13 protein-coding genes and 1 pseudogene are annotated in these 12,989 nt (G+C 71.8%); 1 reads left to right on the top strand and 13 read right to left on the bottom strand.

Going from position 1 to position 12,989, the window contains the following annotated elements; all coding sequences use genetic code 11:
* Window positions 1-94 precede the first annotated feature (94 nt).
* The 9 genes and pseudogenes from kynU to FBY22_RS41980 form a co-directional block, all read right to left on the bottom strand.
* Entirely contained in the window at window positions 95-1,282 is a 1,188-nt protein-coding gene (gene kynU, locus FBY22_RS42020; protein ID WP_142153958.1) for a kynureninase, read from the bottom strand.
* A complete protein-coding gene (locus FBY22_RS42015) occupies window positions 1,275-2,114 on the bottom strand; it encodes a tryptophan 2,3-dioxygenase family protein (protein WP_142153956.1) in 840 nt (279 codons plus the stop codon). Before FBY22_RS42015 ends, kynU begins: the two co-directional genes overlap by 8 nt.
* 149 nt (window positions 2,115-2,263) lie before the next feature.
* Window positions 2,264-2,677: a DUF3151 domain-containing protein gene (locus FBY22_RS42010; RefSeq protein WP_058924140.1), complete on the bottom strand. Its 414-nt coding sequence runs from the start codon at window positions 2,675-2,677 to the stop codon at window positions 2,264-2,266.
* 82 nt (window positions 2,678-2,759) lie between these two features.
* The gene (locus FBY22_RS42005; RefSeq protein WP_142153954.1) at window positions 2,760-4,226 is read right to left on the bottom strand and encodes an MFS transporter; all 1,467 of its coding nucleotides are present in this window, start codon (window positions 4,224-4,226) and stop codon (window positions 2,760-2,762) included.
* A gap of 70 nt (window positions 4,227-4,296) precedes the next feature.
* Window positions 4,297-5,319, bottom strand: coding sequence for a class II fructose-bisphosphate aldolase (fbaA, locus tag FBY22_RS42000; RefSeq protein ID WP_142153952.1), 1,023 nt, complete (start codon window positions 5,317-5,319; stop codon window positions 4,297-4,299).
* A 153-nt stretch (window positions 5,320-5,472) separates the two neighbouring features.
* The gene (gene pyrE / locus FBY22_RS41995) at window positions 5,473-6,021 is read right to left on the bottom strand and encodes an orotate phosphoribosyltransferase (RefSeq protein ID WP_142153950.1); all 549 of its coding nucleotides are present in this window, start codon (window positions 6,019-6,021) and stop codon (window positions 5,473-5,475) included.
* Window positions 6,022-6,031: 10 nt separating this feature from the next.
* On the bottom strand, window positions 6,032-6,820 hold the full coding sequence (locus tag FBY22_RS41990) for an aldose 1-epimerase (protein ID WP_142153948.1): 789 nt from the start codon (window positions 6,818-6,820) through the stop codon (window positions 6,032-6,034).
* A gap of 44 nt (window positions 6,821-6,864) precedes the next feature.
* Complete coding sequence (locus FBY22_RS41985) at window positions 6,865-7,761, bottom strand: SRPBCC domain-containing protein (RefSeq protein WP_142153946.1); 897 nt, start codon at window positions 7,759-7,761, stop codon at window positions 6,865-6,867.
* Window positions 7,762-7,866: 105 nt separating this feature from the next.
* A pseudogene (locus FBY22_RS41980) lies at window positions 7,867-8,215 on the bottom strand (response regulator transcription factor); the annotation flags it as partial.
* 36 nt (window positions 8,216-8,251) lie between these two features.
* On the opposite strand from FBY22_RS41980, the gene FBY22_RS41975 reads away from it, so the two are divergent.
* Window positions 8,252-8,590, top strand: coding sequence for a peptidoglycan-binding protein (locus FBY22_RS41975; protein WP_142153944.1), 339 nt, complete (start codon window positions 8,252-8,254; stop codon window positions 8,588-8,590).
* Window positions 8,591-8,682: 92 nt separating this feature from the next.
* Here FBY22_RS41975 and FBY22_RS41970 read toward each other — a convergent pair whose 3' ends face one another.
* The 4 genes from FBY22_RS41970 to FBY22_RS41955 form a co-directional block, all read right to left on the bottom strand.
* On the bottom strand, window positions 8,683-10,326 hold the full coding sequence (locus FBY22_RS41970) for a polyamine aminopropyltransferase (RefSeq protein WP_142153942.1): 1,644 nt from the start codon (window positions 10,324-10,326) through the stop codon (window positions 8,683-8,685).
* A gap of 63 nt (window positions 10,327-10,389) precedes the next feature.
* Window positions 10,390-10,932, bottom strand: a complete 543-nt coding sequence (locus tag FBY22_RS41965; RefSeq protein ID WP_142153940.1) for a DUF2617 family protein — start codon at window positions 10,930-10,932, stop codon at window positions 10,390-10,392.
* Between the two features lie 360 nt (window positions 10,933-11,292).
* Complete coding sequence (locus FBY22_RS41960) at window positions 11,293-11,589, bottom strand: hypothetical protein (RefSeq protein ID WP_142153938.1); 297 nt, start codon at window positions 11,587-11,589, stop codon at window positions 11,293-11,295.
* A 178-nt stretch (window positions 11,590-11,767) separates the two neighbouring features.
* Entirely contained in the window at window positions 11,768-12,721 is a 954-nt protein-coding gene (locus FBY22_RS41955) for a site-specific integrase (RefSeq protein ID WP_313905488.1), read from the bottom strand.
* Window positions 12,722-12,989: the final 268 nt, after the last annotated feature.

Genomic DNA, 12,989 nt, shown 5'->3' with positions numbered 1-12,989 from the left:
TCACGCTGGGTGAGGGGAAAACGGTTCGACAGACGCACGGGGGCCGGGCGGCGTCACGCACCCCCCGGCCCACATCCCCCGAAAGCGCCGCAAGCTACCCCGCGACCGTCTCCCCCAGCACCCGGGCCGCCCGCTCGACGTCCGCGAACCCGACGTACAACGGCGTGAAGCCGAAGCGCAGGACGTCGGGGTGCCGGAAGTCCCCGACCACTCCCCGCTCGATCAGCCGCTTCATCACGTCACCCGCGTCGTCGCAGCGCAGCGCGACCTGGCTGCCGCGCTCCGCGTGGGCGGCCGGCGTCACGGACTCCACGCGGCCGGCCGGGGTGTAAGTGTCCACGCACTCCAGGAAGAAGTCCGTCAGCGCCAGGGACTTGGCCCGCACCGCCTCGACCGGCACCCCGTCCCAGACCTCCAGCGCCGCCTCCAGGGCCAGCATGGACAGGATGTCCGGCGTACCGACCCGGCCGCGCACGGCCCCCGACGCCGGTTCGTAGCCGGGCCGCATCCCGAAGGGCTCCGCGTGGGAGTTCCAGCCGGGCAGCGGCGAGTCGAAACGGTCCTGCAGATCACGGCGGACGTACAGGTACGCCGGGGAGCCCGGGCCGCCGTTGAGGTACTTGTAGGTGCAGCCGACGGCCAGGTCGACGCCGTGCTCGTCCAGGCCGACCGGCAGCGCGCCCGCGCTGTGGCACAGGTCCCAGACCGCGAGCGCGCCCGCCGCGTGGACCGCGGCGGTGAGCGAGGGCAGGTCGTAGAGCCGGCCGGTGCGGTAGTCGACGTGGTTGAGCAGGACGGCGGCGGTACGGCCGGACAGCGCCGAACCCACCTCGGCCGGGTTCACCGGGCGCAGCGTGCTGCCGGTCATCCGGGCCGCGGACTCGGCGATGTAGCCGTCCGTGGGGAAGGTGGTCGCGTCGACGAGGATCTCGTCGCGCCCCTCGCCCGCCATCCGCACGGCGGCGACGAGCGCCTTGAAGACGTTGACGCTCGTGGAGTCGCCCACCACGATCTGCCCGGCCGCCGCTCCGACCAGCGGGGCTATCCGGTCGCCGATCCGCTCCGGCGCCGTCCACCAGCCGCTCTCGTCCCAGGACCGGATGCGCAGCTCGCCCCACTGCCGTCGTACGACGTCCTCGACCCGGCCGGGGACGTTCGTCGGCAGGGCGCCGAGCGAGTTGCCGTCCAGGTAGACCACGTCGTCCAGCACGAACCGCTCACGCAGCCCGGCCAGTCCGTCGGCGGCATCCAACTCACTTGCGCGTGAGGCCAGTTCAGACATGGGAACGCGCCGTCCACAGCTCGGGGAACACGTTCTTGCGCGCGCGCTTCTCCAGCCAGGCCACGCCGGCGGAGCCGCCCGTGCCGGCCTTGGCGCCCATGGCCCTGCGGGTGGCGACGAGATGGTCGTTGCGCCAGCGCCACACCAGCTCGGCGACATCGGTCAACGCCTCGCCGAGCCGGGCGAGTTCGGCGTTCTCGTCGCCCGAGTAGACCGCGGTCCAGGCGGCCTCGACGGCGTCGTTGGCCTCGTAGCGCAGGGACACGTCGCGCCGCAGGACGGACGCCGGGATCGCGCAGCCGCGCCGTGCCATCAGCCGCAGCACCTCGTCGTAGAGGCTGGGCTCGGCGAGTGCCTTCTCCAGTTCGGCGTGGACGCGGGGCGCGCCGCGGTGCGGGACCAGCATGGACGCGGACTTGTCGCCGAGCAGGAACTCCATGCGCCGGTACATCGCCGACTGGAAGCCGGAGCCCTCGCCGAGGGCGGAGCGGTACGAGTTGAACTGGGCCGGGGTCAGCTGCCCCAGCGGCTTCCAGGAGGCGTTCAGCGCCTCCAGTTCCCGCACCGAACGCTTCAGCGCGGCGATCGCGGTCGGCACGTCGTCGGAGCGCAGCGCGTCGGCCGCGGTCTCCCACTCGTGGACGATGCAGGTGAACCACAGCTCCATGACCTGGGTCGTGACCAGGAAGACCATCTCTCCGGGGTCGTCGGAGAGGGTGTGCTGGAGGTGGGTGAGCACGTCCGCCTTGACGTAGTCCTCGTACGGCGTCGTGCCGGCGAAGTCGAGATGCGGGGTCTCGGGCTCTTGGGCCTCGTGAGCCTCGTGGGACATCGCTGTCTCCTGTGATGTTCTCCGGGTAGCGGTCCGCCCCTGCCGTTACCGACACGGGGGCCCCGGTCCCCACCCGCATTCTTTGCAATGACCCCCGGCATCGCAAGGCCCGCCTCGTCACACCGGACGGGCGGGCCCGGAGACGACGCTCAGCCCAGGGTCTGGGCAGCCGTCGGCGAGGAGTCCTTCAGGAACTGGGTGCAGCGCTCGTGCTCCTCCTGCTCGCCGATGGCTCCGGCGGCGCGGGCGAGGGCGTGCAGAGCACGCAGGAAGCCTCGGTTCGGCTCGTGCTCCCACGGGACCGGCCCGTGGCCCTTCCAGCCGCTGCGGCGCAGGGCGTCCAGGCCCCGGTGGTAGCCGGTACGGGCATAGGCGTACGACTCCACGACGCTGCCCCGCTCGAACGCCTCGTCGGCCAGCTGGGCCCAGGCCAGCGAGGAGGTGGGGTACTTGGCGGCGACGTCCGCGGGCGGGGTGCCGCCCGCCAGGAGCTCGCGGGGCTCGGGGTCGTCGGGCAGGTGGGTCGGGGGCGGGCCCCCGAGAAGGTTCTCGTGAATCGACATGTGCACCAGTGTCGCCCTTGCCGGGGCCGACCGCCCCCAGACCCCCGCCCCAGGCGATGCGAGCCCGACCCGCGCCCCCGCCCTAGCCGATCCGTTTGGCCGCCGTCTGGCCCTCCAGCGGCGGCGTGGTGATCGAGCCGTGGTGGCGGCATTCCGGACGGCGACAGTCCGGGGGCAGGGACCGTACCGTCGCGAAGGCGACCGCCGATCCGACGACCAGGACGCCCGCGCACAGCAGCATCGCCCGGTGGAAGGCGTCGTCGAAGGCGGCCGCGGAGAGGTACGCGTCCGGGCCCATCCCGGCGAGCAGCGGCAGCGCGGCCACCGCGATCAGGCCGGCCGCGCGGGCCGCCGCGTTGTTGACGCCGCTGGCCAGGCCCGCCCGCGCGGTGTCGACGGAGGCGAGGACGGTCGCGGTCAGCGGGGCGACCAGGGTGACCATGCCGGTGCCCAGCACGAGGAGGGCGGGCAGGACGTCGGCGACGTAGGACGCGCCGGGGCCGACCCGCAGCATCAGCAGCATCCCGGCCGCGCACAGCAGCGGCCCCACCGTCAGTGGGATGCGCGGTCCGATACGGTCCGCGAGGGCGCCGGAGCGGGCCGAGAACAGCAGCATCATGGCCGTGGTCGGCAGCAGCGCCGTACCGGCGGCGAGGGGGGACCAGCCCACGGCGACCTGGAGCTGGAGCGCGGTGAGGAAGAAGAAGCCGCCGAAGGCCGCGTACACGCACAGGGTGACCAGGTTGACCGCCGTGAACTGGCGGGAGGCGAAGATGTCCAGCGGCATCATCGGATCCGGGCTGTGCTTCTCGACGTACACGAAGGCCACGCCCGCCGCGAGGCCGGCGACCGCCGTGAGGACGATCACCAGGGAACCCTGACGGGCCTCGATCAGCGCGTACGTCAGCAGGCCGAGCGCCAGCGCGCCGAGGACCGCGCCCAGCACGTCGAAGCGCCCGTGGGAACGGCCGTCCCTCGACTCCGGGACGTGCCGCACGGCGATCGGCGCGCACAGCAGGGCGAGGGGGACGTTGAGCAGGAACACCCAGCGCCAGCCCGGACCGTCCACCAGCCAGCCGCCCAGGAACGGACCGACCGCCGCGCCGATCCCGCCGAAGCCGGACCACAGGCCCACCGCCCGCCCCCGGTCGTCGGGGTGGAAGGACGCCTGGATCAGGGCCAGCGAGCCGGGCGTCAGCAGTGCCCCGCCGACGCCCTGCAGGGCCCTGGCCGCGATGAGCACACCGGCGGTCGGGGCGAGCCCGCACAGCAGGGACGCGGCGGCGAACCACACCACGCCCACCACGAAGATCTTGCGGCGGCCGTAGTGGTCGCCGAGCGAACCGCCGAGCAGGATCAGCCCGGCCAGCGTCAGCATGTACGCGTTGACGGTCCACTGCAGGGCGGCGAGGTTCGCGTCGAGGTCCTGCCCGATGCGCGGCAGGGCGACGTTGACGACGGTCGAGTCCAGCATCGCCATGCTGGAGCCGAGGACGGTGGTGAGCAGGATCCACTTGCCCTGCGATGAGGCCAGCCTGACGTCGGGCATGGCCTCAGGTATACAGCGGGCCCGGCGCCGTAGCACCGGGCCGCTGGAAAACGCGCGGCGAGGGACCCGCTTACTTGATCTTGTTGCCCGCCGAGCGCAGGTTCTGCGTGGCCTCGACGACACGGGCCGCCATGGACGCCTCGGCCAGCTTGCCCCAGGTGCGCGGGTCGTAGGTCTTCTTGGAGCCGACCTCGCCGTCGACCTTCAGGACGCCGTCGTAGTTGCGGAACATGTGGTCGGCGACCGGGCGGGTGAAGGCGTACTGGGTGTCGGTGTCGAGGTTCATCTTCACCACGCCGTTGTCCAGCGCGGTGGCGATCTCCTGCTCGGTGGAGCCGGAACCGCCGTGGAAGACGAAGTCGAACGGCGACTGCTTGCCGAACTTGGCGGCGACGCCGTCGCTCAGCTCCTTCAGCAGCTCCGGACGCAGCACGACGTTGCCCGGCTTGTACACGCCGTGGACGTTGCCGAAGGACGCGGCCAGCAGGTAGCGGCCCTTCTCGCCCAGGCCCAGGGCCTCGGCGGTGCGGATCGCGTCGTCGACCGTGGTGTACAGGGAGTCGTTGATCTCGTGGGAGACGCCGTCCTCCTCGCCACCGGTCGGGGTGATCTCGACCTCGAGGATGATCTTCGCGGCCGCGGCGCGGACCAGCAGCTCCTGCGCGATGGAGAGGTTGTCGGCGAGGGTCTCCGCCGAGCCGTCCCACATGTGCGACTGGAACAGCGGGTTGCGGCCCGCCTTCACGCGCTCCTCGGAGACCGCGATCAGCGGACGTACGTACCCGTCGAGCTTGTCCTTCGGGCAGTGGTCCGTGTGCAGCGCCACGTTGACCGGGTACTTCTCGGCGACGATGTGCGCGAACTCGGCGAGGGCGACCGAACCGGTCACCATGTCCTTGCTGTACTGACCGCCCAGGAACTCGGCACCACCGGTCGAGATCTGGACGATGCCGTCGCTCTCCGCCTCCGCGAAACCGCGCAGGGCCGCGTGCAGGGTCTGGGTCGAGGTCACGTTGATCGCCGGGTAGGCGAACTTGCCTGCCTTCGCCCGGTCCAGCATCTCGTTGTAGACCTCGGGAGTTGCGATGGGCATCTGTCCGCTCCTTGTATGTGCGGGTTGGCGTTCTGCGTACTACGGCCCTGACCTAGAACCTGGGGGTGACGTCGTCGTCGGCCACATCTTCGCAGACGTGGCAGGGTGCTTTGCCCGCCGTGTCCAAGTTGTGGATAACCCCCTGTGGACAACTCAGTCCAGACCCAGCTCGTCCTTGGAGAAGGCGAACAGATAGGGCACTCCCGCACCCTCCTGGATCTTCTCGGCGGCGCCCGTCGCGCGGTCCACGATGGTCGCCACGGCGACGACCTCCGCGCCCGCTTCGCGCACCGCCTCGACGGCCGTCAGCGGCGAGCCACCGGTGGTGGAGGTGTCCTCGACGACGAGGACGCGCCGCCCCGCGATCTCCGGACCCTCCACGCGCCGCTGCAGGCCGTGCGCCTTGGCTGCCTTGCGCACGACGAAGGCGTCGAGCCGCTGCCCGCGGGCGGCGGCGGCGTGCAGCATGGCGGCCGCGACGGGGTCGGCGCCCATGGTCAGGCCGCCCACCGCGTCGAAGTCGAGGTCCGCGGTCAGGTCCAGGAGCGCCTGCCCGACCAGCGGAGCGGCCTCCCCGTCGAGGGTGATGCGGCGCAGGTCGATGTAGTAGTCGGCCTCCAGACCCGACGACAGGGTCACCTTGCCGTGCACCACGGCCTTGTCCTTGATCTGCTGCAGCAGCGCGCCACGTACTTCCGTCATGGCAGTCAGCTTAAAGGCGGCGCCAGGTCCAGGTGGTCGTCGCCTCCAGCGGCTCCAGCGGCGTGACCTGGCGGGGCAGGGTGTTCAGACCGTTGGGCGGCCCGGTCTGCGGCTCCACACAGACGGCGGCCTCCTGTTCGTCGTACACCACGACCCACTCCTCCCGGCTGGCCACCTTCAGCTCCAGCTGTCCGGGCCAGGTGAGGGTGACGTCGACGCCGCCGGGCATGCCGAAGCAGTCGTCCCACGGGCCGGGCCGCGGTTCGATCCGGTCGCCGGTGGGCAGGTGGTCGTCCCCGCGCTCCTCCTGCCAGGCGGGCGTGAAGTCGAGCCGCACGTCCTCGCCGCCCAGGTTCCGGTTGAACCACGGGTGCCAGCCGATCTGGGCCGGGAAGGAGGAGTCGTACGTCTCCACGGACATCGTCAGCGTCAGCGCGTCCGGCGTGAGGGCGATCTGCTGGGTGACGCGGCCGGAGTAGGGCCAGGGGTCGACGAGGTCGTACGTGATGACGGCCTCGTCGGCGCCCACCCGCGCCACGCTCCAGGTGCCGTCGCGGACGGTGCCGTGGATGGCGTGCGGCGGGGAGTTGAGCGGCATCTGGTGGACGGCCGCCCCGTCCCGGAACCGCCCGTCCCTGATCCGCCCGCACCAGGGGACCATCGGGAAGCACCCGAACCTCTCCCCCTGCCTGAGCAGTTGCGTACCACCGACGCGCAGCCCACCGACCCGGCCGCCGTTGCCGGGCTGCACGGTCACCTCCGCGTCGCCCGCGGTCAGCGTGATGTCTTCGTTACTCACGGGACGACCCTACTGGGGCGATCAAGACCGCTGTACACGCCTCGTCAGTGGCGCTTGCGCAGGGCCCTGCCGACCACGATCGCCGACGCCAGGGCAAGGGCCGCGGCGGGGGCCGCCCAGCGCAGCGGGGAGCCCGCGGCGATCGTCTGCGGCGCGGGGACGGGCGCGTACCGGCCGCGGGGCGGCGCGTGGTCCACCTCCTCCGCACTGCGGCCGATCATCGTACGGCGGGCATGCGCGGCCTCGGCGGCGGGCTCACCGGCATCCACCGGCTCGGCACCTTCGCGCTCCCGGGCGCCAGTCGGCTCGGGAGCACCTTCGCGCCCCCGGGCGTCGTCCCGAGCCGCGGCACTTTCGCGTCCCCGGGCGTCCGCCGGATCGGAGGCAGTCTCGCGCCCCCGTGCGTCGTCCGGGGCCGGCGCGGCAGCGTCGTCGGCGTCCGGGGTCGTGTCGAAGTCGCTGGTCGCCTTGGCCTCGAAGTCCTGCGTGACCAGGGGCTCGAGCTCCTGCGGCCCTTCGTCCGCCGCCGCGGCCAGCTGCTCCGCGAAACGGTTCAGCAGGCGGTGTACGGCGGAGGTGACCGCGTCGGCCGGCAGCTCGGTGAGCCGGCCGTCCGCGGAGGCCGTGCCGCCGAAGGTCAGCCGGGAGCCGCCCTCCGCCTCCTCGACGCGCAGCGTGAGCGCGAGCTTGACCGAGCCGGAGCCCCGGGCCTCGACGGCGTCGCCCTCGGCGGCGTAGGAACCGTCGTCGAGCCGGGTCATCCGTACGCTGCCCCGATAGGTGACGGAGTGGCTGCCCACGCGCACCTTCAGCCGCCCGGAGACGGGCTCGGCCCCGGCGTCCTGCTGGAGCCCGGGGACGGCCCGGGCGACCCTGGCGGGGTCGGCGAGGGTCTCCTCGAGCCGCTGGACCACAACCGGAACGAACACCTCATGCTCCATGACTCGCGAGCCTACCCAGGACGCCGCCGCATGCACCCTCGTTGGTCGAAAGTGACCGCGCGTCGCGGTGGTGGCGCCCGCCGGTCGCCGGGCGGGCCGGGGCGGTCACTCCCCCGGAACCACCAGGCCCCTCTCGTACGCCACGACCACCACCTGGGCCCGGCTGGTCAGGCCCAGTTTGGTCATCGTGCGGTTCAGGTGGGTCTTGACCGTCGCCTCGCTGATGAACAGGCGGTCCGCGGCCTCGGTGTTGGTCAGGCCCCGGGCGACGAGCTTGAGGACCTCCAGCTCACGGCCGGTCAGGGCGCCGAGGCCGGACGGTGGTTCGGAGGTGCGGGTCGTCCGGGTGATGGCCTCGACCAGGCGGCGGGTGTACCGCGGGGGCGAACAGGGCGTCGCCGCCGTGGACGGCGGTCACCGCGGCGAGGAGCCGTTCGGGGCCGGCGTCCTCGAGAACCATGCGCGCAGCAACGCGACGGCGCTGGTGCAGATGCTGCTGTGGGCCGACGGCGCGAAGGAGCGGAACGGCACCGCGTTCGACTGGTCCGACATCGACGGCAAGTACGGGCCCGACACCACCTACGCCGTGAAGTCCTGGCAGAAGCTGTACAACAGCAGGCTCGGCGCGGGGCTCGTGGTGGACGGCAAGGCGGGTCCGAAGACCCTCGGCGCCGCGGACGCCTCCCTGTACGCCGACGGCGGCACCGTCACCTTCCAGGGCTGGAAGCACGACGTGACGTTCAAGCGCTCGGGCGGCAAGTACTACCTGAAGGTCAACAACTCACGCGGCTGGAAGCTCGCTTCGTACAACACGCTGAACGTCGTCTGAGCGGGGGCTCGGGGGAACGGGAGAAGCGGGGGGAGCACGGCGGTCCGTCCGACGGGGGAAGGGGCGCGCCGCCGTTCACGCGTGCGTGGGGGTCAGTTCGCGTACCGCGGGTGCACGAGTGTGGACGGCGGCAGGCCGGTGAGGCGGGTGCGGGCCGCCGCGCGGGCGTCCGCCGCGAGGGACGAGCGGGTCAGGGTGCGCGGGGGTGGGGCGTGCGCGTCGAGGCCGAGGGGCGGGGTGGTGCGGGCGGCGGCCAGGACGAAGCCCCAGTCGCGGGGCGCGCGCAGGGCGCCCGCGATCCGGTCGGGGCCCGAGGCGAACCGGGCGTCGCGGTCGCCGACGCGGTAGGGGACGGTGTGCAGGCCCACGGCGCGCACGCTCGCGACGACCGTCCAGAACACGTGCGGCCGGGCGGAGAGCGGACCGGCGTGCACCGCCAACCGCCCGCGGGGGGCGAGCACGCGGCGGGCCAGGCCGTAGAACTCCTCGGAGTAGAGCTTGGTGCTCGCCGTGATGCCCGGGTCGGGCAGGTCGCAGACGACGACGTCGTACGTCGCCCGCTGTGCCGTGCGCAGCCAGTGGAAGGCGTCCGCGGTGATCACGCGCACGCGTGGGTCGTCGTAGGCGTGCCCGTTGAGCGCGGACAGCGCGGTGTCGTGGCGGGCCAGCCGGACGACTCCGGGGTCGACTTCCACGACGTCCACCCGCCGCACGCCCCGGTGGCGCAGGACCTCGCGGGCGGCCAGTCCGTCGCCGCCGCCGAGGATGAGCACGCGCGCGTGGGGGCCGTTCATCGCGGGCCGGACCAGGGCCTCGTGGTAGCGGCGTTCGTCGCGGCCGCTGACCCGCAGGCGGCCGTCGAGGAACAGATGGAGTGGGCGGCCGTGGGTGCCGCCGGTGAGGACGACCTCCTGGACGCCGGTCCGCAGCGCCACCCGTACGTCGGCGCCGTAGACCGCGTGCCGTGCGGCCCGTTCGAAGTCGTCGACCAGGGCGGCGGCGGAGGCGAGGAGGCCGAGGACGGCGAGGTTGGCGATCAGCAGCGTCCAGCGGGCGCGGCGGGTGAGGTCGCGGCGGAACAGGCCGAGGACGAGGGCGCCGCCCGCGAGCGCGTTGACGGTGCCGGTGATCAGGGCGCCGGTCAACTGGCCCAGCTGGGGCAGCAGGAGGAACGGGAAGGCGAGGCCGCCGACGAGCGCGCCGACGTAGTCCGCGGCGAACAGGTCGGCCACCGCCCCGCCCGCGTCCTGACGCCGGATGCGCTGGATCAGCTCCATCAGCAGCGGCACTTCGGCGCCGATGAGCAGACCTATGGTGAGGGAGAAGGCGACCAGCAGCCAGCGCGGGCCGTCCGCCCACAGGCCGCCCCAGTCGCCGGTCCAGGCGAAGACGGCGTACATCGCCATCGCGCTGCAGCCGCCGACCAGGGCGAGGGACGCCTCGATGGCGCCGAAGCCGGCCGCGGCGCGCCAGCGCAGCCGCTTCGCGGCCAGTGAGCCGATGCCCATGGCGAACACCATCACGGACAGCACGACCGAGGCCTGGGTGACCGAGTCGCCGATCAAGTACGAGGCGAGGGCGACGAGTTCGAGCTCGTACACCAGTCCGCAGGCCGCGCAGACGAAGACGCAGGTGAGGACCAGGAATCGGCCGGTGGCCGCACGCACGGGCAGCCGCGCGGGGACCGCCCACGGGGGTGGGGGGCTCGGCGGGGCTGGCGCGTGCGGCTCGATCACAACTGCGACGTTACGTCACAGAGACATCACGGTTCGTCACCCACACGTGTGGATCTCATGCCCTCAAACGCCGGACGCGCTGAGGTCCCCGGCCGGCACGGGCGCGCGGACGCCCACGCGCGTGCGCGTCGCCACCAGCTGCCCGTCCTGCGGGTAGGCGTGCCAGGTCCGCCACAGCACCTGACCCTCGTGGTGCTGCGCCAGCAGCGCCGTGAAGGCGTGCGGGCTGCCCGGGAAGACGCCCGCGAGGCCGTGGGGATGGTCGGAAACCAGGTCCAGCAACTCCTGGGCGCGGCCCGCGAAGGAGCCCGGGGAGAGGACCTCCACCCGCGCCGCGAACTCGTACTCCCAGTCGTCGATCCGCTTGGCGACGCCCAGCGGCAGCGGGGTGCTGCTGCCCGGGATGCACGCCACCGTCTCCGAACAGGTGCCCCGGTCCTCTTCCAGGATGACCTGGTGGGATGCCCCCAGGAGTCTCAACTGCAATCTCGTCCCGATCAGTTCGAGGTCGAGCGTCGCCAGTGCGGGAAGCGGCTCACGCCCCAGGGCCCAGGCGAGGTCGGCCGCGCGCGTGTCGGTGTACGAGGTGTTCAGGGTCGTGAGCATGGATCGGCTCCGCAAGCACGCAAAGAAAGGGTGGAGTGGGGTCCGGCACACCCGGGCGACTGTGGGGGGATCGGCCCGGTCAGCCCAGTCGGAAGGTCAGGACGTGTCCGCAGGACGTCCGAGGGGCTGCGTTGGTGATTTAGAGGGAATCATGAACAGTGGCGCCACCACAGCGTTTTTACCCAACTTCGTGGTGTTTCCATCCCTCAGAGGGCTCCACAGCTCAACTGTTCAACACGGCGTACGCAACGGCGGCCAGGGCGTGCGCCGGAGCATGCGGGCGCCCGCCGGGTGCGTGCCCCGGCGGGCGCTCCTGTGCAAGGACGCGGATACCCCTTTACGGAGTACGGCCGCCGCCCGTCAGTTGCCTCCCCCGCATCCACCACCCCCGCACGAGGACCCGCCGCCGCAGGACGACCCACCGCCGCACGACGAATGGCCGCCCCCGCAGGAGTGGTGATGCCCACCGGAGTGGTGGCCACCCGACGACGGGTCGTACGACGCAGCGCCGCCGCCCGCGTCGCCTGCCCACCAACTGCTGCCGCTGCCGCGGCTGGACCGCGTCCTGAGCGCGCTCTTCGGGCGCCTGCGCACCGCCTTCACGACGACCCTCACGAACAGGAGCACGATCGCCACCACGATGAGGCCGGTCAGCATGGCGTCACCGTCCTTCCGAGTCCCCCGAAGCGACCCCCCGTGGGCGCCTCGCTGCTGTCTGCCGGGGAGATGCCCGGCGACCTCTCGGGCCAAAGCAGAGTTGAGCAACTTCAGAGGCTTCTCTACGGCCAAAGGCCCCTGACCTGCACATAAGGGCAGTTCAGGGGCCGTTCGTGGGTCACTGGGCCGTCTGTGGGCCGTGATCTTCCTGGGAGTCGCGCTGAAACACCTTGTCGATGGCCAGGCGAGCACGCTTGCGACTGTCGGGCATCAGGTGGGCGTACACCCGCAGCGTCAGACCCGGGTCGGCATGCCCCATGTACTCGCTGACGGCCTTGATGTTCTCTCCGGCGTCCAACAGAGCGGAGGCGTAGAAGTGCCTGAGGGCGTGCATGCCGTGCTCGCGAGCCGAGTCGTACTTGCCATCATCGTCGGCCTCCGGAATGAGCCCAGCGGCGGCGAGAGCGGGCTTCCACTCCTTGCCGTTGAAGTTGCTGCGCCACACCATGCCCCCTTGCTCCGCCGTGAAGATCAGCCGGGCGGAGACCTTCGGCCCTTCCGGCACGGCCCACGGGAGCGTGATCTCGACGGGCTTGAAGGCGTCCATGTGGGCCCGGAGTGCTTCCGCCACGGAGCCGGGCAGCGGCACGTCCCGCCTCTTGCCGCCCTTGGGGAGGGCGAACACCGGGTGCCCTTCAACGTGCTTGATCTGCCGGACCACGTGTAGCGTGCGGCCGTCGGCGTCTATGGCGTCCTCAGCCAGCCCGAACACCTCGCCCTGACGCAGGCCGCATCCCGCCCCGACGTTGACCATCGCCCGGTATCGATCCGGAAGGGCCGCCCGAACGGCGAACACCTGGTCGGGCATCCATGGGATGACGGGATGCGGGTCGGTTGCGCGACAACAGCGTGTCGTCGACAGCAGCGGACAGGACCGCCTGAACGTCCGCGAAGATGGTCGGAACGTCCCGATCGGCCGGGAGCCGAGCACCGGGTAGACGTGCAGCCGCAGGCGCCGGCCGAGCTCCTTCCGCGTCATGGGGCTCGCAGTCCTGGTGTCCAACCACTTGTCGGCGTACTGCCGGAACGTGATCTGCATGGACTTGGGGTCGGTGTACTGACCGCGCGTCATGTCCGTCTCGATGGCGCTGAGCCACTTCTCAGCGAGGCGCTTCTGACGGTCAGGGAAGCTCTTCGACTTCTCGGTGCCGTCGGGGCCGATGTACCGGGCGCCGGGCTAGTGCCATGGCCACCTGGGCTCAATTCCGCCATTGGCGCCCTCCGCCACGAACTGGATATCACGGCACTTTGCCGAGGCCCCGTCCCAGCGGTAATCAGCCCTGCCTGACATGTCGGTTTGTCGCATAAATATCTGTCATTCGCTGGTGCTTGATGGTGTG

The sequence above is a fragment of the Streptomyces sp. SLBN-31 genome (assembly GCF_006715395.1).
Classification (GTDB): domain Bacteria; phylum Actinomycetota; class Actinomycetes; order Streptomycetales; family Streptomycetaceae; genus Streptomyces.
This window is presented reverse-complemented; position numbering and strand designations above follow the sequence as displayed.

Bases quoted from the DNA above. Each gene is read 5' to 3' on its own strand.
- FBY22_RS41960 (WP_142153938.1), bottom strand. From the start codon at position 11,589: ATGCTGACCGGCCTCATCGTGGTGGCGATCGTGCTCCTGTTCGTGAGG.
- FBY22_RS42010 (WP_058924140.1), bottom strand. From the start codon at position 2,677: ATGTCGATTCACGAGAACCTTCTCGGGGGCCCGCCCCCGACCCACCTG.
- FBY22_RS41985 (WP_142153946.1), bottom strand. From the start codon at position 7,761: ATGGAGCATGAGGTGTTCGTTCCGGTTGTGGTCCAGCGGCTCGAGGAG.
- fbaA (WP_142153952.1), bottom strand. From the start codon at position 5,319: ATGCCCATCGCAACTCCCGAGGTCTACAACGAGATGCTGGACCGGGCG.
- FBY22_RS41955 (WP_313905488.1), bottom strand. From the start codon at position 12,721: ATGACGCGCGGTCAGTACACCGACCCCAAGTCCATGCAGATCACGTTC.
- FBY22_RS42005 (WP_142153954.1), bottom strand. From the start codon at position 4,226: ATGCCCGACGTCAGGCTGGCCTCATCGCAGGGCAAGTGGATCCTGCTC.
- FBY22_RS41965 (WP_142153940.1), bottom strand. From the start codon at position 10,932: ATGCTCACGACCCTGAACACCTCGTACACCGACACGCGCGCGGCCGAC.
- pyrE (WP_142153950.1), bottom strand. From the start codon at position 6,021: ATGACGGAAGTACGTGGCGCGCTGCTGCAGCAGATCAAGGACAAGGCC.
- kynU (WP_142153958.1), bottom strand. From the start codon at position 1,282: ATGTCTGAACTGGCCTCACGCGCAAGTGAGTTGGATGCCGCCGACGGA.
- FBY22_RS41975 (WP_142153944.1), top strand. From the start codon at position 8,252: ATGCTGCTGTGGGCCGACGGCGCGAAGGAGCGGAACGGCACCGCGTTC.
- FBY22_RS42015 (WP_142153956.1), bottom strand. From the start codon at position 2,114: ATGTCCCACGAGGCTCACGAGGCCCAAGAGCCCGAGACCCCGCATCTC.